Source organism: Desulfobaculum xiamenense (genome assembly GCF_011927665.1).
GTDB lineage: Bacteria > Desulfobacterota > Desulfovibrionia > Desulfovibrionales > Desulfovibrionaceae > Desulfobaculum > Desulfobaculum xiamenense.
This window is the reverse complement of record NZ_JAATJA010000001.1, coordinates 194,397-220,595: the sequence shown is the minus strand read 5'-3', so window position 1 is coordinate 220,595 and position 26,199 is coordinate 194,397. Positions and strand designations below refer to the sequence as shown.

At 64.3% G+C, this 26,199-nt stretch carries 25 protein-coding genes; 12 read left to right on the top strand and 13 right to left on the bottom strand.

All coding sequences use genetic code 11. The features are described from left to right. The first annotated feature begins 10 nt into the window (after window positions 1–10). The 6 genes from GGQ74_RS00955 (at window position 11) to GGQ74_RS00930 (ending at window position 5,081) form a co-directional block, all read left to right on the top strand. Window positions 11–895 carry a nucleotide-binding protein gene (locus GGQ74_RS00955; RefSeq protein WP_167939681.1) on the top strand — a complete coding sequence of 295 codons (885 nt, stop codon included), beginning with the start codon at window positions 11–13 and terminating at the stop codon, window positions 893–895. Beyond that, the gene (locus GGQ74_RS00950) at window positions 892–1,755 is read left to right on the top strand and encodes an ATP-binding protein (protein WP_167939680.1); all 864 of its coding nucleotides are present in this window, start codon (window positions 892–894) and stop codon (window positions 1,753–1,755) included. The genes GGQ74_RS00955 and GGQ74_RS00950 overlap by 4 nt, the downstream gene beginning before the upstream one ends. 24 nt (window positions 1,756–1,779) lie before the next feature. Further along, complete coding sequence (locus GGQ74_RS00945) at window positions 1,780–3,033, top strand: iron-sulfur cluster carrier protein MrpORP (protein ID WP_167939679.1); 1,254 nt, start codon at window positions 1,780–1,782, stop codon at window positions 3,031–3,033. 179 nt (window positions 3,034–3,212) lie between these two features. Then, complete coding sequence (locus tag GGQ74_RS00940; protein ID WP_167939678.1) at window positions 3,213–3,605, top strand: cupin domain-containing protein; 393 nt, start codon at window positions 3,213–3,215, stop codon at window positions 3,603–3,605. Between the two features lie 45 nt (window positions 3,606–3,650). Next, on the top strand, window positions 3,651–4,478 hold the full coding sequence (locus GGQ74_RS00935) for a helix-turn-helix transcriptional regulator (RefSeq protein WP_167939677.1): 828 nt from the start codon (window positions 3,651–3,653) through the stop codon (window positions 4,476–4,478). A 396-nt stretch (window positions 4,479–4,874) separates the two neighbouring features. Continuing rightward, window positions 4,875–5,081 carry a hypothetical protein gene (locus tag GGQ74_RS00930; RefSeq protein ID WP_167939676.1) on the top strand — a complete coding sequence of 69 codons (207 nt, stop codon included), beginning with the start codon at window positions 4,875–4,877 and terminating at the stop codon, window positions 5,079–5,081. Between the two features lie 90 nt (window positions 5,082–5,171). On the opposite strand, the gene GGQ74_RS00925 is transcribed toward GGQ74_RS00930, so the two are convergent. The 4 genes from GGQ74_RS00925 to GGQ74_RS00910 form a co-directional block, all read right to left on the bottom strand. Then, complete coding sequence (locus tag GGQ74_RS00925) at window positions 5,172–5,960, bottom strand: FlgO family outer membrane protein (protein WP_167939675.1); 789 nt, start codon at window positions 5,958–5,960, stop codon at window positions 5,172–5,174. A gap of 16 nt (window positions 5,961–5,976) precedes the next feature. Continuing rightward, complete coding sequence (locus GGQ74_RS00920) at window positions 5,977–6,663, bottom strand: hypothetical protein (protein WP_167939674.1); 687 nt, start codon at window positions 6,661–6,663, stop codon at window positions 5,977–5,979. Between the two features lie 227 nt (window positions 6,664–6,890). Beyond that, on the bottom strand, window positions 6,891–7,316 hold the full coding sequence (locus GGQ74_RS00915) for a hypothetical protein (RefSeq protein WP_167939673.1): 426 nt from the start codon (window positions 7,314–7,316) through the stop codon (window positions 6,891–6,893). Between the two features lie 208 nt (window positions 7,317–7,524). Further along, the gene (locus tag GGQ74_RS00910) at window positions 7,525–8,367 is read right to left on the bottom strand and encodes a glutaminyl-peptide cyclotransferase (RefSeq protein ID WP_167939672.1); all 843 of its coding nucleotides are present in this window, start codon (window positions 8,365–8,367) and stop codon (window positions 7,525–7,527) included. A gap of 202 nt (window positions 8,368–8,569) precedes the next feature. On the opposite strand from GGQ74_RS00910, the gene GGQ74_RS00905 reads away from it, so the two are divergent. Beyond that, window positions 8,570–8,839 (top strand): RNA recognition motif domain-containing protein, encoded by a 270-nt coding sequence (locus tag GGQ74_RS00905; RefSeq protein WP_167939671.1) that lies wholly within the window; start codon window positions 8,570–8,572, stop codon window positions 8,837–8,839. Between the two features lie 102 nt (window positions 8,840–8,941). Here the strand turns inward: GGQ74_RS00905 and GGQ74_RS00900 are convergent, their stop codons facing one another. Both GGQ74_RS00900 and GGQ74_RS00895 read right to left on the bottom strand, forming a co-directional pair. Then, window positions 8,942–9,391, bottom strand: a complete 450-nt coding sequence (locus GGQ74_RS00900; protein ID WP_245168062.1) for a hypothetical protein — start codon at window positions 9,389–9,391, stop codon at window positions 8,942–8,944. Between the two features lie 17 nt (window positions 9,392–9,408). Then, window positions 9,409–9,939, bottom strand: a complete 531-nt coding sequence (locus tag GGQ74_RS00895; RefSeq protein WP_167939669.1) for a hypothetical protein — start codon at window positions 9,937–9,939, stop codon at window positions 9,409–9,411. Window positions 9,940–10,113: 174 nt separating this feature from the next. Here GGQ74_RS00895 and GGQ74_RS00890 point away from each other — a divergent pair, with 174 nt between their 5' ends. Both GGQ74_RS00890 and GGQ74_RS00885 read left to right on the top strand, forming a co-directional pair. Next, window positions 10,114–11,127 (top strand): glycosyltransferase family protein, encoded by a 1,014-nt coding sequence (locus GGQ74_RS00890; RefSeq protein ID WP_245168058.1) that lies wholly within the window; start codon window positions 10,114–10,116, stop codon window positions 11,125–11,127. A gap of 79 nt (window positions 11,128–11,206) precedes the next feature. Beyond that, window positions 11,207–11,713, top strand: coding sequence for a peptidylprolyl isomerase (locus GGQ74_RS00885; protein WP_167939667.1), 507 nt, complete (start codon window positions 11,207–11,209; stop codon window positions 11,711–11,713). Window positions 11,714–11,799: 86 nt separating this feature from the next. Here the strand turns inward: GGQ74_RS00885 and GGQ74_RS00880 are convergent, their stop codons facing one another. Continuing rightward, window positions 11,800–12,969 carry a BaiN/RdsA family NAD(P)/FAD-dependent oxidoreductase gene (locus GGQ74_RS00880; protein ID WP_167939666.1) on the bottom strand — a complete coding sequence of 390 codons (1,170 nt, stop codon included), beginning with the start codon at window positions 12,967–12,969 and terminating at the stop codon, window positions 11,800–11,802. Window positions 12,970–13,020: 51 nt separating this feature from the next. Further along, complete coding sequence (locus GGQ74_RS00875) at window positions 13,021–13,980, bottom strand: phosphotransferase enzyme family protein (protein WP_167939665.1); 960 nt, start codon at window positions 13,978–13,980, stop codon at window positions 13,021–13,023. Window positions 13,981–14,291: 311 nt separating this feature from the next. Here GGQ74_RS00875 and GGQ74_RS00870 point away from each other — a divergent pair, with 311 nt between their 5' ends. Further along, on the top strand, window positions 14,292–15,575 hold the full coding sequence (locus GGQ74_RS00870; RefSeq protein ID WP_167939664.1) for a DUF401 family protein: 1,284 nt from the start codon (window positions 14,292–14,294) through the stop codon (window positions 15,573–15,575). A gap of 33 nt (window positions 15,576–15,608) precedes the next feature. Beyond that, window positions 15,609–16,343 carry a DUF3047 domain-containing protein gene (locus GGQ74_RS00865; protein ID WP_245168055.1) on the top strand — a complete coding sequence of 245 codons (735 nt, stop codon included), beginning with the start codon at window positions 15,609–15,611 and terminating at the stop codon, window positions 16,341–16,343. Window positions 16,344–16,607: 264 nt separating this feature from the next. Here GGQ74_RS00865 and typA read toward each other — a convergent pair whose 3' ends face one another. The 5 genes from typA to GGQ74_RS00840 all read right to left on the bottom strand — a co-directional run bounded on the left by typA (window position 16,608) and on the right by GGQ74_RS00840 (window position 25,819). Then, window positions 16,608–18,449 (bottom strand): translational GTPase TypA, encoded by a 1,842-nt coding sequence (gene typA, locus GGQ74_RS00860; RefSeq protein WP_167939663.1) that lies wholly within the window; start codon window positions 18,447–18,449, stop codon window positions 16,608–16,610. A 125-nt stretch (window positions 18,450–18,574) separates the two neighbouring features. After that, on the bottom strand, window positions 18,575–19,414 hold the full coding sequence (locus GGQ74_RS00855) for an RND family efflux transporter (protein ID WP_167939662.1): 840 nt from the start codon (window positions 19,412–19,414) through the stop codon (window positions 18,575–18,577). Continuing rightward, entirely contained in the window at window positions 19,405–21,483 is a 2,079-nt protein-coding gene (locus GGQ74_RS00850; protein ID WP_167939661.1) for an HlyD family efflux transporter periplasmic adaptor subunit, read from the bottom strand. Before GGQ74_RS00850 ends, GGQ74_RS00855 begins: the two co-directional genes overlap by 10 nt. A 12-nt stretch (window positions 21,484–21,495) precedes the next feature. Beyond that, window positions 21,496–23,523, bottom strand: a complete 2,028-nt coding sequence (locus GGQ74_RS00845) for a GAF domain-containing protein (RefSeq protein ID WP_167939660.1) — start codon at window positions 23,521–23,523, stop codon at window positions 21,496–21,498. A gap of 154 nt (window positions 23,524–23,677) precedes the next feature. After that, complete coding sequence (locus GGQ74_RS00840; protein ID WP_167939659.1) at window positions 23,678–25,819, bottom strand: hypothetical protein; 2,142 nt, start codon at window positions 25,817–25,819, stop codon at window positions 23,678–23,680. Window positions 25,820–25,848: 29 nt separating this feature from the next. Between GGQ74_RS00840 and GGQ74_RS00835 the strand changes: the two genes are divergently transcribed. After that, a complete protein-coding gene (locus tag GGQ74_RS00835) occupies window positions 25,849–26,193 on the top strand; it encodes a hypothetical protein (RefSeq protein WP_167939658.1) in 345 nt (114 codons plus the stop codon). The last annotated feature ends 6 nt before the right edge of the window (window positions 26,194–26,199 follow it).

The window sequence follows — 26,199 nt, the reverse complement described above, 5'->3', positions numbered from 1 at the left end:
GGAAACCCCAATGCTTACCATAGCCGTTGCCAGCGGCAAGGGCGGCACGGGCAAGACCACCGTCACCGCGAATCTCGCGGTGTGGCTTGCCTCACAGAACGTGGACGTGGCGGCGCTCGACTGCGACGTGGAGGAACCGAACCTCCACCTCTTCCTGCGCCCCGTGTGGACGAAAACCACGCCCGAAAACGTCCCGGTGCCCGAAGTAGACGAGGAACGCTGCCTCGGCGAGGAATGCCGCAAGTGCGTGGACCTGTGCCGCTTCAAGTCGCTGATCATGATGGCCGGATCGGTCATGGTTTTTCCCGAACTCTGCCACGGCTGCGGTCTGTGCACTCTGGCCTGCCCCGCACGGGCAATACGCGAGGGGGCCAGGGAGATCGGAGTCGTGCGCACAGGCGCGACCGCAGGCGCGGACTCGGCGCGCATTCCCGTCGTTGGCGGCGAGATGCGCATCGGCGAGGCCATGGCCCCGCCGCTCATTCTGGCGGTCAAGAGGACCGCGCCTGCCAGCGCCGTACGCCTCATCGATTGCCCGCCCGGAACGAGCTGCCCGGTCATCGCCTCCCTCGGCGGGGCGGACCTTGCCGTGCTCGTTACGGAGCCGACCCCCTTCGGCCTGCACGACCTCGAACTCGCCGTAGGCGTCCTGCGCAAGATGGACATTCCCTTCGGCGTGGTCATCAATCGGGACGGCATGGGTGACGACCGCACCCACCGCTACCTCGAACGCGAGGGCATCCCACTTCTGGGCACCCTGCCCCACTCCGCCGAGGCCGCGCACTGCTACTCCGAAGGACGGTTGCACGTGGACGCCCTGCCCGGATTCCGCGAAGCCTACGCGAGCATCTGGGAGAACATCCGCACGCTGGCCGCACGGGAGGTGTCGCGATGAAGGAACTGGTAGTCATCAGCGGCAAGGGCGGCACCGGCAAGACCACCGTCACCGCCGCACTGGCCGCGCTGGCCGGTCACAAGGTCATGGCCGACTGCGACGTCGACGCGGCGGACCTGCACCTGGTGCTGGCCCCTGAAAATCGCACGGCCACGGAATTCTACAGCGGACAGGTGGCGGTCATCGACCCCGAACGCTGCATCCGCTGCGGCGAATGCGCGACGAACTGCCGCTACGAGGCCATCGACGCGGACTTCACGGTCCACAAGGAGCATTGCGAGGGCTGCGGCGTGTGCGCCTACGTCTGCCCGACCGACGCGGCGGGCATGATCGAACGCATGTGCGGGCACTGGTACAGCTCCGAAACGCGCTTCGGCAAAATGATCCATGCCCACCTCGGCATTGGCGAGGAAAACTCGGGCAAGCTCGTGACCACCGTGCGCAAGGAAGCCCGCAAGGCCGCCGAGGAAGTCGGCGCGGAACTCATCATCACCGACGGCCCTCCCGGAGTCGGCTGCCCGGTCATCGCCTCCCTCGGCGGGACGGACCTCGCGCTGGCCGTGGCGGAGCCGACACTCTCGGCCCTGCACGACCTCAAGCGCGTGCACAAGTTGACGCGGCACTTCCAGGTGCCCATGATGGCCGTCGTGAACAAGGCGGACATAAATCCGCTGCTGACGGAAGAAATTCGGAATTGGTGCACGGAATCCGGCGTTGAAATCGCTGGCGTTCTCCCGTACGACCAGATCGTGACCGACGCACAGATCCACGGACTGAGCGTGGTCGAGCATGATCCCGACGGTTTCGGACAACACATGCGCAGCGTATGGGACAAGGTGTCCCGAAAGCTGTTCGCCTGAAAGGCATAGCCTAGGAGGAACGAAATGAGCGAATGCGGAAGCTGCTCCGGCGGAAACTGCTCCGGAGGCTCCTGCCAGGAGAACCCTCAGGATCTGAAGATCAAGAAGGCTCTTGGCAAGATCAAGCATAAGATCGTTGTCATGTCCGGCAAGGGCGGCGTGGGCAAGTCCACCGTCGCCACCAACATTGCCGTGGCCCTGTCCATGGCGGGCATGAAGGTCGGCCTTCTGGACGTCGACGTCCACGGCCCCAGTGTCCCCCGTCTGCTTTCCCTGCAGGACGAGAAGCCCCACATGGAGCGCGACTGCATGGAACCCATCGCATGGAGCCGCAACCTCGGCGTCATGTCCCTCGGTTTCCTGCTGCCCTCCAAGGAAGACGCCGTCATCTGGCGCGGACCGGTGAAGATCGGCCTCATCCGCCAGTTCATCTCCGACGTCACCTGGGGCGACCTCGACTTCCTGATCATCGACTGCCCTCCGGGAACCGGCGACGAGCCGCTTTCCGCCTTGCAGGAGCTTGGTCCCGACGCCAAGGCCGTCATCGTCACCACCCCGCAGGGCGTGGCCATTGACGACGTGCGCCGCTCCGTGACCTTCTGCAATCAGGTCGGCAACGAGATCTTCGGCATCATCGAGAACATGAGCGGTTTCGTGTGCTCCAAGTGCGGCAGCGTCGAAAACGTGTTCGGTGTTGGCGGCGGCGAGAAGCTGGCGCAGGAAACCGGCGTGCGCTTCCTCGGCCGCATCCCCATGCATGCGGACGTGGCACGCTCCGGCGAAGAGGGCTTCCCCATCATGAAGCTCGGCGATCACAGCCCCGCTGGTGAAGCGCTCAACCACATCATCAAGCCCCTGCTCGACCTCGCCGGTCGCCTGCAGGAGCAGCAGGACACCTCCAAGCCCGTCGATGGCGCCCTCTCCGGCGACAACGGAACGACCCGCGTGGCCGTGCCCGTGGCCGCAGGCCAGCTGTGCCAGCACTTCGGCCATTGCGAGAAGTTCGCCCTGCTCGACGTGGACAACGCCACCCGCACCATCACCAAGGGTGAACTGCTTACCCCGCCCCCGCACGAGCCGGGCGTTCTGCCCCGCTGGCTGGCCGAGAAGGGCGCAAAGCTCATCATCGCCGGCGGCATGGGCGCACGCGCCCAGAGCCTGTTCACCGAAAGCGGCATCAAGGTCGTCGTCGGCGCACAGGGTGGCGATCCCGAAACGATCGTCAACGCCTACCTCGCGGGTCAGCTGACCGTGGGCCAGAACATCTGCGACCACTAGCCCCCGCAATTCCCACGCATTCCCGGCGGCCGGAAGCGAAAGCTTCCGGCCGCTTCGCTTTCGTGCCCCAAAACTCCGCAAGATCATCCAATACGCCGCCACCGCCCCGCGCTACGGTGCAGTCGTTCGTTCGGCGAGAATGCCAACGGACGATACCCACCCACCGAAAGGAGACACGTATGGAATTCGCGGAAATTGCCCAACTCATGGATGGCGGAACGCTCCACCTCGCGGCAGGCCCGCTCGACGCATCGACCCTGCCGTGGAACGAGCACCCGGCCTTCGAAGGTGTGGCGCTCAAGCATCTGGTCACCGGCGCGGAAACGGCCGGAGCGTTGAGCTGCCACATGGTGCGCGTGGCCCCCGGCTGCACCCTCGCCATGCACGCCCACGCCGCGCAATGGGAACTGCACGAAGTCATCTCCGGCAGCGGCACGGCGCAACTGGACGAGACGGAAATGCCCTACGCTCCGGGCACGCTGACGATCATCCCGAAGGGGACGGACCACCGCGTCGCGGCGGGCGATGACGGCCTCGTGCTGCTTGCCAAGTTTTTCCCGGCCCTGCTATAGCTTGCGGTGCACACGCACACTCGCCACGCAGGAAGGACACGACCCATGCCGCGCAGGCCGAAAGCGCAAATCACCTTCCACAGTCTGCCCGGCATTCCGGGCTTTGAAGCCGTACGGGCGCGGAACATGGCCAATGCCTTCCCGCGCCACGTCCACGGCGTCTACGTGCTGGTGCTCGTCGAGGACGGTTCGCGCCTGCTGCGGCGTGGCGACGCGACCTTCACCATTCCCGAGGGCTGGATGTACGTCCTCAATCCCCACGAGGCCCACGCCTGCGCTCCGGCCTCCGAGGCGGGTTGCGGCTACCTCGCCCTATGCATGGACGGCGAGGCCCTGCGCGACATCGCCGCATGCACAGAAATGCCGTCCGCCCCGTTCTTTCGGTCCGAACCCTTCGCCGATGCGCTACTCGCCACGCGCATGCGCCAGCTCTTCGCCAAGCTGGAAAGCGCACCAAACGCCGCACATGCCACAGACGCAGCACATGCCCTGCACGGACTCGTCACCGCGCTGCTGGCCCGTCACGCCACACAGCCCCCCGCGCAGGACAGACAGCCGCACCGCGCCATCACGCCGATCAAGGACTTTTTGGAAACGCACTTCGCCGCGACGCCGACCCTCGTGACCATCGCGCAGGCGGCGTGTCTGAGTCCCTGCCACTGCCAGCGCATTTTCACCCGCGAGACGGGCCTCTCCCCGCATGACTGGCTCGTGCGCATACGCATACGCAAGGCCCGCGCGCTGCTCGACGCAGGCTGCCCGCCCACGCAGGCGGCCCTCGACGCGGGTTTCGCGGACCTAAGCCATCTCACCCGGACCTTTCGCACCGCCATGGGCACCACGCCCGGCCACTACGCCGCCAACCGCCACTGACCAGCGCAACGCGCGTCCTCACACAGCAACAATCGCGCTCGCACAATATGCAGTGCTCCAACGCCACCGCACGACGCATGCGAAGAACACTTGACCGCAGGGCACGCATCGCGGTAGCCGATGCAGGTGCACTTGCGGCGCAAACGCCGAATATCCCGCAACGACGGAAGAAACGGCATGCGCAATGGCCCACACGGCGCACCGGGTATACCCAAGCGCCGCGCAGGACCGTCCGCCGTTGCGCAACAGCACGAGCGGCATTAGAAACACCATCGCCACCGGCGGTTCTCCGGGCCTCGGTCCGGACTACATCCACAGCATGCGGACATTCGACCCGCGACGTCCCGTGGATGCGCCAGAACCGCCCGAGTGGCATCTCGCCGAAGGAGGATCACCATGAATTCCGATTGGATCACGGTTGCCGTCTACCCCGTCCTGAACGAGGAAGTGGCAAGGGAAGTGCAGCGCTGGGAGTACGTCGCCGAGGACATGGCCCTCTACCCCGAGCGCAACGTCCGCTACGTCGAGAAGGACAATCAGGTGCTCGTGCAGGTCAGCCAGAGCATCAATCAGGCCTTTGACGGCGCCCTCGGCGTCGAGTAGTCCGCGCGGCCAGACCACGCGAAACGGCCGGGGCAATCGCCCCGGCCGTCTCTTCTCCTCCCCCCTGATGCACCGTTTCAGCCAACAGCGCTACTGAATGCGCGTTGGCGGAAACAGGCGAAAGACCTCTCCCTGCGTCGGTGCGCCCTGCGGCAGCGGCTGCTCGATAACCGGCTGCGGCGCATCCATTCGCGTCGGCATCCGCAGCGGCTCGGCCATGGCGGGCATGCCCCCGGCCACCATCCGCCCCTGCGGATTCAGATACGACTCGAAAACATCCTCGGACGACTCGGGAGCCAGCAGCCGGGCGACAACGCCCTTTTTCGGCAACGCCCAGTCGAACGCCGACACCTGCACGCCATCCTCCAGCCGCACCACCCGCACGGACACGAAGACGTTTCGCGCGTCCACCGTGTAGCAGCCCACCAGCAGGGCTTGCGCGTCGAACTTCTCCTGCATGAGCTGCGCCGTCTGGCGGGTGAGGGCGAACTCGCCCTGCCCCTCTCGGATGCCGAGCTCACGACGCAGGCGGATTTCCACCACGTCGTACCCGCCCTGCACAAGGCGCGATACCACCTGCGCGGACACCAGCCGCCCAAAGGCCGACGAGCGGTCGAAGGCATCCCGATCCACGAACGTCGCGGCGAGCATGCGCGTCCCATGCGGCATGCGCGTGGCGAGATTGGCCGCCAACCCGTCAGCAGCAGCAAAGCTCCCAGCCAGAAGCGCCTCCCCCTCGAAGCCGCCGCCAACCTGCTGCCCGACCTGCTGCATGTACGGCCCTGCGGCCTTGTGCGAACTATCCCGACTGGCGCAGGACACCGTCGCCACGGCACACAGGACCACCAGCGCGATATGTATGGAAATGCGTGCGGACACGGCGAGCCTTCCTTGTCTAGTTGTTGGTCACGCCCATGGGACGCGACGCGTAGGGTTTCATGTCCTCGTCCGCAACGGGCGCAAGGGCGGTTCCGTAGTGCCCGCTGTCCGCGTCGTTGATGTAGTAGATGTCGGACGAATGCGTGACGAAGCGGTTGTGCCAGACGAGGCCCGACGTCACCACCACCTCGTGCGCGCTGTGCGGCGCAAGATGCCCAACAGCCACATCCGCCAGCAGTCCGCCGGCTCCTGCCGCATAGATGGCATCGGCCCCCAGATCGCGACTGACGGCCACGCCCGCGCCAAGGAGCGTCAGCAGGCCGGGCGGCGTGCGCTGGAACCGGCTACCGTGCTTCACGACCTGAACCTTGTAGCGCAGCACGAGCTGCCCCTCGTCCCGGTCCGCCACCTGCAAGCCCTCGTACACAAGGCGCGAGCGCAGAAGCTCGCGAAAGACCTCGGCAAAAGGCCCTTCCGTCTCGGGCTTCACGTCGATAGCCAGAAGCCGCAGCTCCACCCTGTCGTCGAGCGCCTTGGCCACCTGCGCCGCAACGTCGTCGGCCAGCACGCCCCAGTGCTGGGCCGCCTGCATGGTCCGCTGGGTCTTCATCGGGTAGGTCGAGGCCACGGGAATCTGCGAGTTGCACCCCGCAAGTCCCAGCCCTGCCAACACGACAGCCGCAGTAATGAACAATTTCCGCATTGGTCGCCTCTCCGATTGTGCGGCGTGAACGATCTTTCGCCGCGTTGATGGTCCTCGCGCGGGCACGCTGCCCTTGCGGCGAACGGACCATCGCAAATACTCCATCGACCGGATGGCAAATATTCTTTAGCGCTGTAGAGCTTTTTCCGATCCCCCCTGTCCGCACACGACGCGAAAGGCCGCGGGAGCACCTCCCACGGCCTTTCGCGTCGTCCAAATGAACGCCATCAGATCAGAATGCGCGCATACTCTTCCATCTCGACCTCGGTCCAGCGCTTGCTGACCCAGTAGGCCGTGGCCCAGATCATCACTGCGGCGGCCTGCGTGTCGTTGAGGCGCTTGAGCTTCGCTTCGAGGTTGGCCTTTCCCGCGCCATGGCGGGTATGCAGCAGCCCAATGTCGCAGGCGTCCTGCACGCGCAATTGGAGATAGGCCAGCCGGGACTGCTCGGGCAGAAGCTTCACGTCCCGGTGCGCTTCGAGGATGGTCAGAAGCTCCGCTGCGGAGAAAATGCCCTTGACCTGATTGATGGACCTGAAAAACGTGTCCGCCGCCCACGGGACCACGAATTCCGCTCCGGCGCTCTTGGTCCGGAAGTATTCCTTGAGCCACTGTTCGTGTTCGGGCGAAACCCGCGCCGCAACCTGAGCCATCACGTCCTCCCGCCACCTCGGCATTCAGAGCATGCGCACACACCACTTCAATCCATATACATTCCACACACAAGTCGATCAAGATTTTTTCTAGAAAGATGCACACAAAACACTATCACAGCAAAATATCATCGCATATGAAACAATGCGATGCATAGCCACGGTATTCCATTCGTCATAAAGCGGCTTTCCACCCAACATATCCCGTTTACATCCCATCCTGATCATCATACATGATTTCGACCACATGCACATGCGGCCAGTTCTTCCCCGTGACATAAAGCCGCCGCTGTACACAGTCCCACGCCAACCCGTTGGCCACCCCGCCCCCGGCCCGTTGCGCCTCACGCACAAGGTCAGACAGATCAATCCAGTAACGAACCGCGCCACTGTCCGGGTCGATGGCGGCCACGCGCGGGTCATGCCACACGTTGGCCAGTACCAGCCCGTCCATCCATTCCAATTCGTTCAACAGCCGCACGCTCTCCCCGCCGTCATGCACGCGCACGCGCCCGCATGCGGCGAAGGTCGCCGGGTCACGAAAAACCAGCACATCGGAGCCATTGCTCTGCACGAGCCGCTGCCCGTCGAAGGCAAGCCCCCACCCCTGCCCCGAATACTCGAAACGCCCCGTCCGCGCGAATGTCGCCACATCATGGACGTACGCCTCGCCACGTCGCCACGTCAGTTGGACCAGCGCATCGCCCACGCGGGCAAGTCCCTCGGCGAAGACATCATCCGACAGGCGCACCTCCCGCAGGACGCGTCCCGTCCGCACGTCCACCTCGCGCAACGCGGAGTGCCCGTAACGCCCCACGCTCTCATGAAAGACATCGCCATCCACCACCAATCCCTGCGTGAACGCTTCTCTGTCGTGGGGCAGGCTTGCGAGCACCCGGAAACGAAGAACCGGCGCGCCACTCTTCGCCTGTTCCACGCCACCAGCCAGACACGGCAATACAAGACACAACACGACAAAACAATGCACAACCGCGCAAAACGCCCAGCACGCGCTGCGTTTCAGACAATCACCAGCGCGCTTACACGGCATGAGTCATGTCGCCTCCCTTACATGTTCTCGAAACGCAACAGGGCACGCGCGCACAAGAGGATGCGCGCCAGTGGAATATTGTCTTTTTTACTTGACTTCGTCAGCCATAATGAAGACTACAAACTTGTCCCGCGTTATCATGAATGGATGATACAAACCGGCGCGGGGAGTTGCACACGTTTTCTTTCAAGGAGTTTTCGAAATGGTCAAGTCGATTTACGTGGGGAATCTTCCCTGGAGCTGTTCCGAAGATGATCTTCGCAAGCTTTTCGAGGCCTACGGCGATGTCAATTCCGTCAAGATAGTCGAGGATCGCGAGACCGGACGGTCCCGTGGCTTCGGTTTCGTCGAAATGGAGGCCGACGCTGCGCTCAAAGCCATCGACAATCTTACGGAGGCAACGCTCGGCGGCAGGTCGCTCCAGATCAACGAAGCCCGCCCCCGCGCCCCGCGCCCGCCCCGCAGGTGGTAGTCGCCCAAGACGGCGAAGGGACGCAAAGAAACAAAAAAGCCCGTACCGCGCATGGCGGAACGGGCTTTCCTTTCGTATGGGCATCTCGCGCGGAAGGTGGGACTACTTCTTGTCGAGTCCCTTGATCTCGCGACCAAGCTGGGCCATTTTCGCCCGAATATAGCACGAGGCGAGGTCGCCCATGTCCGAGTCATTCCCGGTCTGGGCAAGGCCGTACTGGTGCAGATCCTTGTCGATCTGCTTCTCCATGCGCTCGGATTCGAGGAACATGAGATAGATGAGGATCAGGGCCGCGTTGTTGTCGTCAGTGCCGTCGCACAGCGTTTCAAGCTGCGGCATGGGCACCGTCTCGAACAGTCGGTCCAGAAACATGGCGATCCACTTCTCATAGAGCTGGGGCAGAAGCGGCGGCACGATTTCGGCAAGGCGCTCGGTGGCGCGCTGATCGGCCTCGCCCATGGTCACGCCGAAGAACTCCACGAGGGCCTCACGGCGCCGCTCGGCAGTCTGGTCGAGCTTGCGCAGCAGCACCTCGCGGATATGGGCTCGCATATCCTGAACGTCCATGGCTACGCGTTCCCCCTCAAGGTGGAATTGGGGCAGGTGTCGCTCTGCATGCAGATTTCGCAACCGCCGCGATAGGGGAAAGGCGTGTAGACGGCGTACTGTCTGTTGATGCTACCGATCTGGTCGTTCCATTCGAGGCCCTGCGCCTCGAAGAAATCAAGCACCTCACCCATGGGGCGAGGCAGCGGCGTACAGCTATCGAGCAATTCGGGAATGACGTTCTGGGCGCTGCTCATGACCAGCGTGATGGCGAGATTATGGAAGGCCATGCCTTCCTGCGGGGACTTCTGCCAGGCTTCCTCCACGGCGTTCTCCACGCCCTCGCTCAGATAGAGGAAAAGGAAACCTTCGTCATTCTTGGCGGTGGACGGGATAAGCTTGAAGGCAAACATCCTGTCCGTCCAATCGTTCCAGGCAGTCTCAAGCCTTTCGAGCAATTCCTGCTCGATTCGGGACTCGCCGCAGATTTCGAGGAAATACATCACGTCGAATTCCGGCTTGGGCTGGACCGGCGTCACTTTCAGTTCACTCATGGCTGACTCCTTGGAGCTGTGATGCACGGGCCGCGATGGCCGCCCGTCGGGTGTGTGTATCCTCTTTGCGCCCAAGGCTCAACCGCTAACCCCGCGCAAGCCGTCACATTGCATCGGCAAAACGTCGCACGCTTGACTCCGCGCCCGCACACGCCTACCCATCGTATAATGAGCATGGACCACGCCGACACTGCGTCACCACGCACCATCGCATGGATTGGCAACCCATTCTTTGCGCAGGCCCTCGTGGCGCAGGGTTTCCGCATCGTCCACATCCCGCTGCCGACAAACCGCATGTTGGGCTTCGACGACATCGCGGCGGCCTGCGGTGGCACGCCCTACGCCACCGTGCTCGGCGACGTGAGCACCACGCCCCTCTTGCGCGACGTGGAATCGTGGCCGTGCCTCACGGCCTTCCACTGCGTGGACGCGCACATCCACAGTTGGCACCCACTCTACGCCCAAAGCTTCGACCTGTGCTCCGTGGCGCTTCGCGGCGAAATCGAACGCTTCCGGCATTCCGTGCTGCCGGACGAGCGCATCCTGTGGCTGCCGAACTTTGCCTTTGACGACATCCGCCCAGCCCCGGCCCGCGCCGCATGGGACCTGCTTTTCGTTGGCACTGTGGACCGAAAGACAACCCCGCGCCGCAAGGCCTTTCTCGACGCCCTTGCCCTGCGGCTACCAAATCTTGTGGTCATGCAGGGCGATTTTCGCGCCCTGTTTCCGAAGGCGCGGCTGGTGCTCAACTACTGCGAACGCGGAGATCTAAATTTTCGGGTCTTCGAAGCACTAGCCTGCGGAAGCTGCCTCATCACGCCACGCGTGGGCCACGGGTTAAGCGACCTGTTCGCCGACGGCGAGGATCTTTTCATCTACGACACGGACAACATGGACGGACTTGTGGCGCTTGTGCGCTCGTGCCTGTCCGACCCGCAGCGCTGCGCCCGCGTAGCCGAAAGCGGCCGCCGCAAGGTGGACGCCGCGCACCGGGAGACGCACCGGGCGGCGCAATTTGCCCAGTGGCTAAACGGATTCGACGCCCACGCCCTCGTGGCGCAGCGGCTTGAACGCCGGGCGGAAATCCGCAGCGCTCTGCGTTTCATGTATCTGCTTTTGGCGGAAGACACCCCCGGCGAGCGCCTGAAGAAGGAATACCTCGACATGGCCCTCCCACTCGGGGGATGACCTCGGGACGGATTTGCTCTATAGCCCATGGCTCAGGGCACGCGCCCATCGAAACGACATCATGAAAAGGAGATCTGATATGGCCAATCCCCAGGTCTGGATCGAAACCACCAAGGGCGACATCATCATCGAGCTTTTCGAAGACAAGGCTCCCGAAACCGTAAAGAACTTCCTCCAGTACGTGGATGACGAGTTCTACGACGGCACCATCTTCCACCGCGTCATCGAACGCTTCATGATTCAGGGCGGCGGCATGGACCTGATGATGCGCGAGAAGGAAACCCGCGAGCCCATCAAAAACGAGGCCAACAATGGCGTGGCCAACGCTCGCGGCACCGTGGCCATGGCCCGCACCATGGACCCGCACAGCGCGACCGCGCAGTTCTTCATCAACACCGTGGATAACGGCTTCCTGAACCACTCCAGCGAAACCCCGGACGGCTGGGGCTACTGCGTGTTCGGTCAGGTCGTCGACGGCATGAAGACCGTGGACAAGATCGCCAAGGCCCGCACCCGCACCCAGGGCTACCATCAGGACGTGCCTGCGGACGCCATCATCATCAACACCGCCCGCCGCGTCGACTAGTCGCCGCTTTTTTTCGCGCCGGGGGCACCAGCCTCCGGCCGCGAAAAAGGCGGGACGCACACGCCCCGCCTTCCAACCATTCCTTCCTACGCGAACTCTCCAGCCGCAAATCCGCTGGACCACGCCCATTGCAGGTTGTAGCCGCCAAGGCGGCCCGTCACGTCCTGCACCTCTCCCGTAAAGAACAGCCCGGGCACGCCGCGCGCCCCCATGGTCTTGGACGACAGCGCGGCCGTATCCACGCCACCCGCCGTCACCTCGGCCTTTTCCCAGCCCTCGGTTCGAGAGGGCATGACCGTCCATGCGCCGATGCGCCGCGCCACGTCGCGCAGGGCCTCGCGGTTGAGTTCGGCAACGGGCTTGCCGCCGTGCGCGCCGATCAGCATCTCCGCAAGCCGTCCCGGCACGTGGCGCGACAGCACGTTTCGCAACAGAGCGCGTCCGCCTCGGGTCGCACGCTCCTCGTCCAGTAGCGCCTCAACGTCGCCGCCCGACAGCAGGTCGATCGTCAGTTCCTCACCCTTGCGCCAGTGGCTGGAAATCTGCAACACGGCGGGGCCGGACAGACCCTTGTGGGTGATGAGCACGTCGTCCGTGAAGGCAATCCTTCCGCACGATACGCGCGCCGAAAACGACACCCCGGCAAGATCCGAAAACGACCACTGCGGCACCACCAGCGGTGCCAGCGCAGGCCGAGGCGGCACCACACGCACACCGAAACGCGTGGCGATCTCATAGCCGGTGGACGTCGCGCCGACGCCGGGCCACGAGCGCCCGCCCGTTGCCACGACGAGTGACGCGCTGGAAAAGGTCTCGCCGCCGGTACGCACCACGAAACGCCCTGCGTCCATTTCCACGCCGCGCACCTCACGCCCCATGTACAGCGAGGCTCCCGCCTCTCCGGCCATGCGCTCAAGGCATCCGGCCACCGCACCGCCGCCCTGCGCGCAGAACAGCTGGCCCGGGGCCTTCTCCTCGTAGCTCAGTCCGTTCTCCGCCAGCAGGGACACGATGTCCCACGGGGTGAAGCGCGACAGGGCCGACTTGCAGAAGTGGGGATTCTCGGAAAGGTAGTGCTCCGCCTCGCAGTCGAGGTTGGTAAAATTGCAGCGCCCGCCGCCTGCTATGCGCACCTTGCGTGCGGAACGCCTGCCGAGGTCGAGCACGGCGGTACGCCGTCCGCGCCCCGCTGCGCCAATGGCGCACATGAGGCCCGAGGCCCCAGCGCCGATGACGATGACGTCGAATGTATCCATGGTGTTCTGTCCTTTTCGCGCGGTCTGGCCGCGCCAAATATGTCGTAGCGCCTAGCGCCGGATTCCCCACGCGGCTTCGAGCTGCGCCCGGCCCTCGTGAATGATGCGCATGTATTCGAGTTCCATCTCAAGCATCTCGCCGTCGCGCCGCCGCAGCCATTCCGACAGCCACGCCATGCGCAGGCCAAGCACCAGCGGATGCAGCCAGCGGGCATTGTCCGCCGTCAGCACGCCTTCGGCCCACAGGCCATCGACAAACGCGGCGACAAGCCCCCGCGTCAGATACGCCGGGTCCTCGCTGCCCACGCAGCCGATGCAGTTGGCGGCGTCGTACAGTTCCGGCCGTAGCCCGGAGAATTCCCAGTCCACCACGACGCGCACGCCCGGTCCACCCCAGATGACGTTGAGGGGATGAAAATCTCCGTGCCCAAGGGCCATGGGTGCAGTGGCATAATCGGACACCAATTCGTCCAGAGCGCCCCGGACCGGCGCAAGGGCGGCGGCCACATCGGGCCGCAGGCGGGCAACGGTTCCGGACAGGTCGCTAATGTATCCCGCAAGGGAGAACGGCGCATCGTCGGCGGGACAGGGCACATGAAGCCCACAGCGCTTGAAGTCGCCAAGGAAAGCGGCCAACGCGCGCCCGCGCTCGCCATCGGCTATGTACTCGGGCCGGGGCAGCGGATCGCCTAAAACGAAAGGCGTCACCTGCCAGTCGTAGCCCTGCGCGGCCACCACAGCCCGCCCCTCGCGACCGGGAATTGGGGCGACCACGCCCGCACAGCCCGCGTCGGCCACTGCCCGCAGCATGGCGGCGATGCGTTCACGACGCGGTCCCTGTCCCGGATTGAGACGCTCCAGAACCCACAGGCGACCGCCGGTGTCCTCCACCACGCGCCGCCATCCGCAGCGCTCCGGACTCCCCGCCAAAGGAAGGTCCGCACGCACGCGCCCGAGTTCCAGTCCGAAATCCGAAAGCGGGGCAGCCAGTGCCTGTGCATCCATCACCATCGTCACCTCATTCGAATCGAAAAAGAATTGCCTTCGCAACAGGCGCGAAGCCACACGGCGATACGCCGCGCGCCCGGCACAGTGCCACGGGCACATGGGAATGTTCAACGCGAAAATGCACACTCCCCGCGCAGAACCGCCCCACCCCGCGAGAAGACGGACACCCGCAAAAAACACCCGACCGCAACTTTCCGCGCCGAGAAACATTGCGCTTGATCGCGTTCAGGGATACCCGAAACTGGTCGTTCACATTCCCTACACCATCAACACACTGGGTTCGCGCCCGATGCGTCGCCGCCCGAGGATTCGCCATGGACTTCCCCGCTGCCCTCCTTCCCCTGTTCAAAATCGCGGCCGTGTTCGCGACCATGCTTGGCGGCATCCGCCTCAAAATCGGCCTTGGCCTGTCCATCCTGTGCGGCGGCCTACTCACGGGCGCGCTGTTCGGTCTTCCCGTCGCCATGTGGCCGCAGACGGCGCTCTCGGGCGTGCTGAACGACAAGACCATCTTCCTCGTGGCCATCGTGGCACTGATCATGATCCTTTCCAACCTGCTGGAAAAGACCGGCCAGTCCGCGCGGCTCATGGACGCCCTGTCCGCCTACCTGCGCGAACCGAAACTGCGGCTGCTGTTCTTCCCCGCGCTCATCGGGCTGCTGCCCATGCCGGGCGGCGCGGTGTTCTCCGCGCCCATGGTGGACAGCGTCTCTCGCGGAATGGGCCTCTCGCGCGAGGACAAGGTGCTGGTGAACTACTGGTTCCGCCACATCTGGGAAATCGCGTGGCCGCTGTATCCGGGCATCATCCTCGCCTCGTCGCTGTCCGGCGTGCCCATCACGAGGCTCGTGCTGCACACTTGTCCGGGCATATTCCTGTGCCTGTTCCTCGGCTGGCGCTTCGTGCTCGCCCCGGTCATGCGCAGGCTGCCAAGCCGCACCGCCGAGGCCACCGACACACCGCGCAATCCCATGCGCGCGCTGCGTGAGGGGTTGCCGCTCGTCATCGCCATCGCCGGGGCCATCGGCATGGAAGCCGTGCTGAGCGCCTTCGCGCCGGACGTGCATTTCGAGATCGGCATCATCATCGCTCTCGCGGCGTCCATCCTCTGCGCAGTGATCCAGAACGGCCTGCCCATCGCGCCCATCCGCTCCACCCTCACCGGGCGCTACCTGTGGAGCATGCTGTGGGTGGTGGCGAGCATCTTCATCTTCAAGCAGTTCATGGAAGATTCCGGCGTAGTGACGGAGCTGTCGCAACTAGCTGGCGGCACGGCCGCGCTGATTGTGGCCACGGTATGTCTGCCGCTTCTGGTGGGCATCATCTCCGGCATCACCATGGCCTACGTGGGCAGCACCTTCCCGCTCATGCTCGGCATGCTTGCGCAGCTGGGCATGGAAGGCCAGACGCTCCAATACACGGTGCTGGCGCTCTTTTCAGGCTTCACGGGCATCATGGTTTCCCCGCTGCACATCTGCTTCCTGCTCACCTGCCGCTACTTCGAGGCGGACATGGCCCGCGCGTGGCGGGGACTTCTTGCGCCGTGCTCGCTCGTCATGCTCTTCGGGTGGGTCTGGTTCGCATTTCTTCGTGCATGACGCATCGGGGCGGTTGTCCGAAGCAGCCGTCCCATGTACACTAGCCCCATGAAAAAACACGCGAAAGGCGTTCTCGCGGCCCTCGCGCTGACTGCGGCCCTCCCGTTTTTCGGCCCACCGCAGGCCTGCGCGGAGACCTTCCTCCGCGAGGACTTCGCCACACTCGATAATTGGAAGGAACAGACCTTCAAGAAAATTCCCCGCCACACCACCTACACGGCGGGCAAGGTCAACGGGGTGGACGCCCTCATGGCGGACAGCCGCTCCTCGGCGTCTGGACTCGTCTTGCAGAAGGTCTTCGACGTGTACGAGCACCCGCTCCTGCGCTGGCGCTGGAAGGTGGGCAACATCATCCCCGAGGCCGACGGCACGAAGAAGACCGGGGACGACTACCCGCTTCGCATCTACGTGGTCTTCACCTACGATCCCGGCTCCGCCACGGGCTTCACCAAGCTGCGCTATTCGCTAGCGAAGATGGTGAACGGCGACTATCCGCCCCACTCCACGCTGAACTACGTGTGGGCCAACGTGGAGAACACGCCGGACCACTTCCGCAGCCCCTACACGGACCGCGCGGCCATCATCCCGCTACGGCGCGGCCCGGCGGACGCCGGAATATGGCTGGAAGAAAGCGTGAACATCGTGGACGACTACCGCCGCGTCTTCGGCGAGGACCCGCCGCACAAAGCGGCGCTGGCCATCATGACCGACACGGACAACACCCGTAGCCGCGCCACGGCCTTCATCGACTGGATAGAGGTGGACTAGGGACCGCCCGGTTCCAAACGCTTCACCCCTGAATCTGTGAGGCAGAATGCGGCCCGCCGGACCGCCACTTCTTCTACGTCAAAAACCCCGCCCTGCGCTCCCCGCGCGACAGTGCCCATCCCGAAAAGCTCATCGACCCAAAAAAATGGGGCGGACCGACATATGCCGGTCCGCCCACGAAATTGACACGCCAGAGTGAGCCGTCACGGACGAGATGCGAGATCCCGCCTGTTCCGGCCCACCCTGACAAGGGTTACTTTCAAGTTAGGCTTTCTTCTTCCTTCCCGCGATCTGGTAGCGCCGCTGCGAGTCGAGCTCGACCTTGCGCAGGCGCACGGACACGGGAGTGACCTCCACGAGTTCGTCCTCGCGGATGAAGTGCAGGGCGCGCTCAAGGGTCATGGGCTGCACGTTGGTCAGGATGACGGCGTCGTCCTTGCCGGATGCGCGCAGGTTGGTGAGCTTCTTGCCCTTGGTGGGGTTCACGTCGATGTCGTTCTCGCGGTTGTGCTCGCCCACGATCATCCCCTCGTAGACGGAGTCGCTGGGATTCACGAACAGGCGGCCACGCGGTTCGAGGTTGAACAGCGCGTAGGCAACGGCCTTGCCCGGACGGTCGGACACGATGGAACCGGTGAAGCGGGACGGGAACTCGCCACGGTGGTCGCCGTAGCCCTCCAGATAGGAGTTCATGATGCCCGTGCCCTTGGTATCGGTGAGGAATTCGTCACGGTAGCCGATGAGTCCGCGCGAGGGAATGGAGAACTCCATGCGCACACGGCCGGAACCGTTGTTGATCATGTTGGTCATGCGACCCTTGCGCTGGGAAAGCTTCTCGGCGATGACGCCCATGAACGCCTCGTCGCAATCCACATAGAGATGCTCGATGGGTTCGAGGAGCTTGCCGTTCTCGTCGCGCTTGAAAATGACCTCGGGACGGCCAACGTTCAGCTCAAAGCCTTCGCGGCGCATGGTCTCGATGATGATGGCCATCTGGAACTCGCCACGGCCCTTGACCAGAAACGCATCGCGGTCCTCGGTGTCTTCCACGCGAATGGCCACGTTGGACAGGGCCTCGCGCATGAGGCGCTCGCGAATCTTGCTGGAGGTGACCAGCTTGCCTTCCTGACCAGCCAGCGGCGAGGTGTTGATGCCGAAGCGCATGCTCACGGTCGGCTCGTCAACGGTGATGCGCGGCAGGGCCTGCGGAGCGTCGACGGTGCAAATGGTATCGCCGATCTTCACGGCCTCGATGCCGGAGAGCACGATGATGTCGCCGGGCTGGGCGGCAGAGGTATCGGCCACCTTGAGTCCGTCGTAGGTCTGGAGGCGGGACACGCGCAGGGTCTTCTGCACGCCGCCCTCGCCGATGCACACCAGCTGGTCGTTGCCGTGGGCCGTGCCGTTCAGGACGCGGCCAATGGCCAGACGGCCGAGGTAATCGGAGTAGCCGAGGTCGGACACCAGCATCTGGAACGGTGCGTCGGGGTCGTAGGTCGGAGCGGGAATCTCGTCGATGACCGCGTCGAGCAGCACGTGGAGATTGGTGGCCTCTTCCTCGATGGTGCGCTTGGCAATGCCCTGACGGCCAATGGCGTAGAAAAGCGGGAAGTCGAGCTGGCTTTCGTCGGCTCCGAGGTCGATGAGCAGGTCGTAGACCTCGTCGAGAACCTCGGCGGGGCGGGCGTCGGCGCGGTCGATCTTGTTGATGACAACCATCAGCTTCAGGCCGGCGTTCAGGGCCTTCTCAAGCACGAAGCGGGTCTGCGGCAGCGGACCCTCGGAGGCGTCCACCAGCAGGATAACGCCGTCGCACATGGAGAGGGAACGCTCGACCTCGCCGCCAAAGTCGGCGTGGCCGGGGGTGTCGATGATGTTGATCTTGCGGTCGCGCCAATGGATCGAGCAGTTCTTCGCAGAAATGGTGATGCCTCGTTCGCGCTCGATATCCCCGGAGTCCATAACGCGTTCGTCGACTTCCTGCCCCTCTCGGAACACGCCACCCTGCTTGAACATCTGGTCAACAAGGGTCGTCTTACCGTGATCGACGTGGGCAATGATTGCAATGTTGCGCAGCGACTCGTTGCGCGCGGTATTCTTAGGCATCTTCCTATCCTGTAAAGTGGGAAAAACAGCTTTTGATGGGGAGGCTCGAACCATTGGGCCAGCCCCGCGCCGGAGCGCGAACCGGGGTTTCTAACAGACCCATCCTCGAATAGCAATGGCAAAAATCATTGCCACCACGAATCGAGCACCACATACCGCCCGGAAAGCACATCCGCAGCGGGTCGAACGTCCCAGATCACGCGGCGCAGACCGCTGGCCGGATCGAGAAGCGGCAGCATCACGCGCACCGTCGCCAGCCCCACGGCCTCCCCCGCATCGCGAATGGCGACCTCGGTCCCAGTGGCAAGGGAGCGCGCCAGTTCCGGCGGGATGTCCGTGGTCAGTTCAAGATGCGTCACGTCCACCAGTTCCATGATCGGCTTGCCCCGCCCGGCCCACTCCGCCACGTTGCCCTCGGCGCGGGCCACCACGCCGGAAAACGGCGCACGTAGCGTGCAATCGTCCACGTCCAGCTCCGCCACAGCCTCGGCGGCCTCGGAACTGCGCTGCTGCATCTGCGAGTAGCGCACCTTGATCTCCAGATTCCTGTATGCCTCCTCGGTGATGATGTCGTCCTTCAGCAAATCCTTCTGCACGTCGCGGTCGTGGCGGGCCTCATCCACGCCGATGGCGGCGGCCTCAGTACGGATGCGGGCGTTGCGCAGATTCGCCACAGCCTGACGTTCATCCAGCCGCCCCAGCACGTCGCCAGCGGCGACTTCGGCCCCCTCGGCGGCGAGGAATACGATGAGGCCATCCCGGGCAAAGGACAGCACCGCCCGCCGCAGCGGACGCACCACGCCGCCCACGCTCTGCGCCCCGGTCTGGACAATGGTGGCGGCCCCACCCGGCGAACCATCCTGCGCCGCCACAGTCCACGGCACAGCAAGAACAAGCCCACACACCACCGTGAGCAACGCGAGACGAAAGACCTCAAGCCAACGCGCGACGTTTCTCATAGCCACAGGTCATACCTCGTCATTCGTTTGAGCGGCCGCAGCACATGCTGCCACAGCGGGCGCGGCTCGCCCATGATGACCGCCATGCCCCCGATGCCAGGCGGCGGTTCCGGCCCATCCGCAGCGAGGGGCACATGCACGCGCACGTCGAAGCGACGCGTCACCCCGTCCTTCTGCCCAACCTCGGCGATGCTCTGCACCACGCCAGCAATGGTTCCAACCGGCCCGGACGGCAGCAGAACGCGCACCTCCTGCCCCACCGCCACATACGACAGGTCAGTCTGGTCGATAATCACATCAGCCACGCGACTCTCGCGCGGAATAAGCGAGAGCACCGTTTCGCCCTTGGCGTAATGCCGCCCGAAAAGCGAACGCGGCGGTGGACCGTCCACGATCCATCTCCCCTGCGGCAGGCGCACGGCAAGGGCCGAGGTCCGCGCGTCAAGCAGGCGCGCCTCGGCTACGAGGGCCATCTCGCGGGCGGCCAAGCGCCGTAGCGCACCGCCCTGTCCGGAAAGCCCCGCCATGCGCCGCTCCAATTCCTGCGCCTCACGCCGGGCCTCCAGCTGCCGCCGTTCAAGTTCGAGGTCCGGCGATGACAGGGCCAGCAGCACATCCCCCGGCGCACAACGCGGCAGGCGGTCCTGACCGTAGGCCACGGATGTAACGAAACCGGACTCCGGCGCGTGAACGACGATCATCTGCGCCCCGACCTCGCACGGCGCGTAAACGCGCATGCGCGGCGACCACACGGCGAGAATCACGGCCAGCACGGCCAACGCCCCCACGGTGAACCGCCGACGCCCGCCCTTCCAGAAGGACCGGACCACCAGCGCCTTCAGCGTGCCGGGCCACGATCCGAGCAGCTTCGAAAACAGGCGAAACACAAGCCAATAAAAGATCAGCACGGCCACAAAGCCCTTGGACCGCGCGAAGCCGTAGCCCATGGACAGTATCTTGCCGAATACCGTCCCCAGATACAGGCACATCCCCGCTCCGTAGGTGATGAAGATGCGCGTCTCACGCGGGGACGGCTCCATCGGCGCGTCCACGGGCATACGCAGCAGGTGGCGCTTGAGCCCCCACGAGAGCATGGACAGCGAATTCTGCCGCAGGTTGGGCAGTTCCATGTAGTCGGACAGCAGATAGTAGCCGTCGAGCTTCATGAGCGGATTGAGATTGAAAAGCACCGTGGCGGAGATGCACACCGTGATGACCACAAAGGCCAGCCGCCCGACCAGCGCGCCGACGTCCGTGAAGAACCACACGAACACCGCAAGCGAACCGAGAAGCAGTTCGAAGTAGACCCCGGCGAAGACCACGTACATCTTGTGGCGCTTGTTCTCGAAGAGCCATGCGTCGTTGACGTTGCAGTACATGCAGGGATTGATGAGCACGAGGAGCAGGAAGCCCATGTCGTGAACCTCGCCGCCGAAGTTCTTGCATGTCAGGCCGTGGGCGAACTCGTGCAAGGCGATGACGACGAGGATGAGCGGCCACGCCGTGAGTAGCCCCGTCAGGCTGCCGAAGACGTACGACGACACCTCAAGGAAATCGCTGGCGAATCGCCTATGTTCCACGAAGACGAGAACCAGCGCCAGAAGCATGAGGCCGACGCAGACGTGAACCACCGCAGGGCTCCACATGAAGCGGATACGGTCGATGATGCGGTCGAACAGGGCGTCGGGATCGTAGACATGGAACCGCATGAAGAGCAACGAACCCTGCCGTTGCAGGAACCGCTGCTTGTGCGTCTCGCGCAGGCGCTCGACAAGCGCGGCGTTCTCCTCCTCACGCGTACGGCGCAACAGGCGGTATTCGCGCGCGGAATTGTAGAGCGCCACGGCGGAATCCCTATCGTACTCGTATTCCTCGCTCTTCGCATTAAAGGCGCTCACCAGCCGCGACAGGCTGCTATGCCCGTCAAAAAGTTCCAGCATGCCGTACTGGCCGGGGTCGAACCGGAAATACTGCTGACGTTCCGGCTCCTTGACCACGTACCACGTCTCGTTGGACAGCACCTGCCTGCGTATTTTCAGATCGTCACGCAGAGGCTGGGGAATGATGTCGGCCATGGCGCCCTCCGCCTACGGTCCCAGCCAGAAGGCCAGCAGGTTGACCACACGGCGCAACTGCCGCAGCACCACGGACACGCCCGGCGTCGCCACGCGCGCCTTGCCGCTCATGCCGGGACGCAACGCCACCTCGGATTCCGTCACCTCCACCTCGGCCACGAAGGCCTCGCGCCCTATCTCGCCAGATTCCCCATTTCCGGAAGACTCGGCGGCCTCGGCGGGCAGACTGTAGGACCGCCCCACATGCGCCACCCGCCCGCGAAAGCGCAGGTTCGGCGCGGAGCGCACCGCCCCCACCACGTCCTGCCCCACGGCGATGTCCATGACCACATCCTCCGGCACCTGCACCACCACGGTCAGCTTGCCGGATTCCGCGAGCCGCAGCAGTTCCGCGCCCACCGGCAGACTCGCGCCCACCAGCTCCTCCAGCCCTGTGGACAGCACCACCCCGCCACGCGGGGCACGGATGTCCACCTTGCCGAGGTCGGCCCCGGCCTTGATGGCCTCGGCCCGCAGCGCCTCGCGCTCGGCCGCCAGTCGCCGGACCTCGGCGGCGCTACCCGCCGCGCGAGCCTCCACGATCTTACGCTCCACCACCGCAAGCTGCGACGACGCCTGCGTCAGACGCAGACGCAGCGGTGCGGGGTCCAGCCGGGCCAGCATATCGCCCTCGCGAACGGTGTCCCCCTCCTTCACGACAACCTCGGCCACCGTCCCCGCCACTTGCAGGAAAACACCGTAGCCCAGCCGCGCTTCCACCTCGCAATCGCCGGTAAACGAGCGGAAACGGGGCACGAGATGCAGCGCAAGCAGAAGCACCAGCGCCACGGCTCCGGCGACCGCCCACTTGCGCCACCCGGCGAACGCCCGCTGCCCGCGCTCCGCAACCTTTCCGAGGGTTTCGGCAAAGGGCACGCGCTGATAGAGGCTGGCATTGCGCACGGCCACCGCGGTCTGATTGGCAAGGATCGACAGCAGGTCGGCCTTGCCACCATCCGCGAAGCCGGGCGTCGCACTCTCGAACCACAGGACGCCAAGCTGCCCTTCCTCGTCGGAAAGGGGCATGGCCCACACGGATTCAAGGCCGTTGCCTTCGAGGTATTCCAACCACACGGTCCGCTGCCCGCGCATCTGCCGCGTGTAGCTTTCACGATCGCGAACGTAGACGGTACGGCCAGCCTCGCGCGTCTTCTCCATAAGCGCGAGCATGGCCTTCTGGCGGGAATCGCCCGCATCTATGGACGTCTCGCCGGACAGGGCCGCGAGCATCAGGCTGTTCTTCGATTCATCGAGCAGGCCCACCGCGCCAAGACTCAATTCCACAAGCTCGCCCGTCATATTGACCACAAGGCCGAGAACCTGATTCAGATCCAGCGTGGACGACACCTGCCGCGAGATGCGCAGCAGTATCCCCATCTCCTTGACCTTGCTCTCGGATTCGAGAAGCCGGGCGTTCTTGATGGAAATGGCAGCGCTGCCCGCGATATCCTGCACGAGGAGAAAGTCGTCGTTGGTGAAACGGCTCTCGAAGCCGCTCTTCTTGTTGAGAATCTGGATAGCGCCGTAGACGTGGCAGTCCACGACGAGGGGAACGCAGATCATGGACTTGGTGGTGAAGCCCGAGGTCTTATCCACATCCGCGGCAAAGCGCTCGTCGCGGGTGGTGTCGAGCACGACCTGCGGCGAATTTTCCTGAATGACCTTGCCGACCACGCCCTTGCCCAGCGGGAGCCGCAGGCCGAGCACCTTGTCCGCCGCCGGTCCCTCGGCCTGATGACACACGCTCTCGCGCGTGCGCCAGTCCACCATCCACAGGGAACCGGCCTCGGCGTTTATCGCCTCCAGCACGCGCTGGAAGATCACGCCCATGAGCCGCTTCATGTCCGTGGTGGAAACGAATTCGCGCGTCAGATCACGGGCGAGCTTGCACCGCGCCAAACGCCGTTCGAGATGCTGCGCGCGTTCGACGGGATCGGACGGCAATTCGTCATCGGTAATCGCCCGATTGCACTGTGTGTCCATGGATTCGGGACTGTCCATGCCTCACGCTCCTCCATGCGGACGACAACCGTCCGAATGCGGATGTTTCGACACGCGGGCAGGCATGCTCCCGTCCCTCGGGAACTGCCCCAGAATGCAACGGCCCGGCATGGCGGAGCGCCGTTTCCAGCAACGACGCTCCGCCACAGGAATCCTAGACAGGCGGTCCCTCGGGCGGAGCGCCTATGTCGACCATCAGGGTGATGGTGCCGTCGCCATTGTCCACCATATCAGAAATCGGCCAGGAGTTGATCGTGTAGGAGCCGTCGGGATTGGGCGTTGCCTCGGGCGGCAGGGGCGAGGACGAATCAACCATGTCCGCCGGGACCGTGAACTGATTGGCACCCATGTCCACTGCATCCGGCGAGAGAGGCAGCGTCCACGTGCTGGCCGAGGGATCGGCCGCGTTGTAGTCGAGCCCCCATGCCGGTTCTCCGTCCGCGCCAGCCGGTTCGCCATCGAACAGCGGCGAGATAAACTCGTTGACGTATCCGTCGGGATGCGGCGGGGGCACATGGCCCATATCGCCCTCCATGAAGGGGCCTTCCTCGCCGCCGTAATCGTGGTGATCATCCATGTGTTCGCCCTCGTGCGGACCGCCGAAGAGCTCATCGGCCGTCATGCCGTCTGGCGGGAACGGGGGCGCGCCATCGGCCACCCACTGATCGAAACCGGCCTGCAACTGCGCCGCGATGTCATCGACCGGGGCATCCGGCGGCAGGCCCGCGATGAAGTCGTCCATGAGAGCCTTGGCCTCGTCGGGTGTCATCTCGCCCTGAAGCTGCGACGCGAACTGCTCGGCCTGCGCCTTCAACTCGGGCGAAGGCTCGAAGTGTTCCATATCACCCTCGCCGCCCGGGGGCATGTAGCCCTCATCGCCCGGAGGCATTCCCCCTTCGTCACCCGGGGGCATATAGTCTCCACCCTCGGGCGGCATGTAGCCTTCGCCTTCCGGTGGCGGATACATTCCGCCGTCATCGGGAGGCATGTATTCCTCACCCGGCGCAGGCCCGGCATATTCGCCTTCCGGCGGCATGTACTCGCCACCCTCGCCGCCCGGAGGCATATAGCCTTCATCACCCGGAGGCATTCCGCCTTCATCACCCGGAGGCATATAGTCTCCACCCTCGGGCGGCATGTAGCCCTCACCCTCCGGTGGCGGGTACATTCCACCGTCATCGGGAGGCATGTACTCCTCACCCGGCGCAGGCCCGGCGTATTCGCCCTCCGGCGGCATGTACTCGCCACCCTCGCCGCCCGGGGGCATGTAGCCTTCATCGCCCGGAGGCATTCCCCCTTCGTCACCCGGGGGCATATAGTCTCCACCCTCGGACGGCATGTAGCCCTCGCCCTCTGGTGGCGGGTACATTCCGCCGTCATCGGGAGGCATGTACTCGCCACCCTCGCCACCCGGGGGTATGTAGCCCTCATCGCCCGGAGGCATTCCCCCTTCGTCACCCGGGGGCATTCCCCCTTCATCACCCGGGGGCATATAGTCTCCACCCTCGGGCGGCATGTAGCCCTCGCCCTCTGGTGGCGGATACATTCCACCGTCATCGGGAGGCATGTATTCCCCGCCCGGCGCAGGCCCGGCGTATTCGCCCTCCGGAGGCATGTACTCGCCACCCTCGCCACCCGGGGGCATGTAGCCTTCATCGCCCGGAGGCATATAGTCTCCACCCTCGGGTGGCATGTAGCCTTCGCCCTCCGGTGGCGGATACATTCCGCCGTCATCGGGAGGCATGTACTCCTCACCCGGCGCAGGCCCGGCGTATTCGCCTTCCGGCGGCATGTACTCGCCACCCTCGCCGCCCGGGGGCATATAGCCTTCACCACCCGGCGGCATGTACTCTCCACCCTCGGGTGGCATGTCCGGTGGCATGTCCGGTGGCATATCTGGCGAAGGAAGGAACCCGGGACCATGCATAAGTTCCTCGGCGGTCAGGCCCTCATCGGGGAACGGCGGCGCGCCATCGGCAACCCACTGGCTGAAGCTCTCCTCGAACCCGGCCCGAATCTCCTCAATGGGCGCATCGGGGGGCAAGCCGTCTGCCCAGCCATCGAAAATCCCGCGCACCTCGTCGGGACTCATGTCCCCCTGAAGCTGCTGTGCGAATTCATCCAGCTTCGTCATCTCCTCGGGCGTCAGTTCCGGTCCCATGTCCTCAGGATGAAAATCATCCGGGGCATCGGTGCCGGTCATCGCCTCCGCGCCTTCCGCGAACTCTGCCCCGATCATGCCCGGAGCGATCCGGTCCTCAAGCTTCTCGATGCCCTTTCCAGGCTTCTTCTTCATGATGACCTCCTTGTGTTGCGAATGCCTCCATGTTTCACCGGGAACCCTTCGCGACGGCAGGGAGAATTTCTGGGCAATCAACTGAAAACCGTTATGTGGCAGGAACTATCGGCGATCATGGGTCCATGTTCAATGTCATGAATCACGCAAGCGATGTCAATCCATTCATCATGGCGGACCGCACAAGTCTCGCGCACCGCAAAAAAGCAGCCATCATTCCGGACGGCAACACACAAAAGAAAAGAATGACGCAAAACATCCTTCAATTCCAAAGGACATCACATGACGCCAATGACAATATTCAAGGCATTCAACCCACTCCACCTCCGCATACTGGCGCATTCCTCTTGCCTGCGCATTCTCCATTCATGTAATGATTG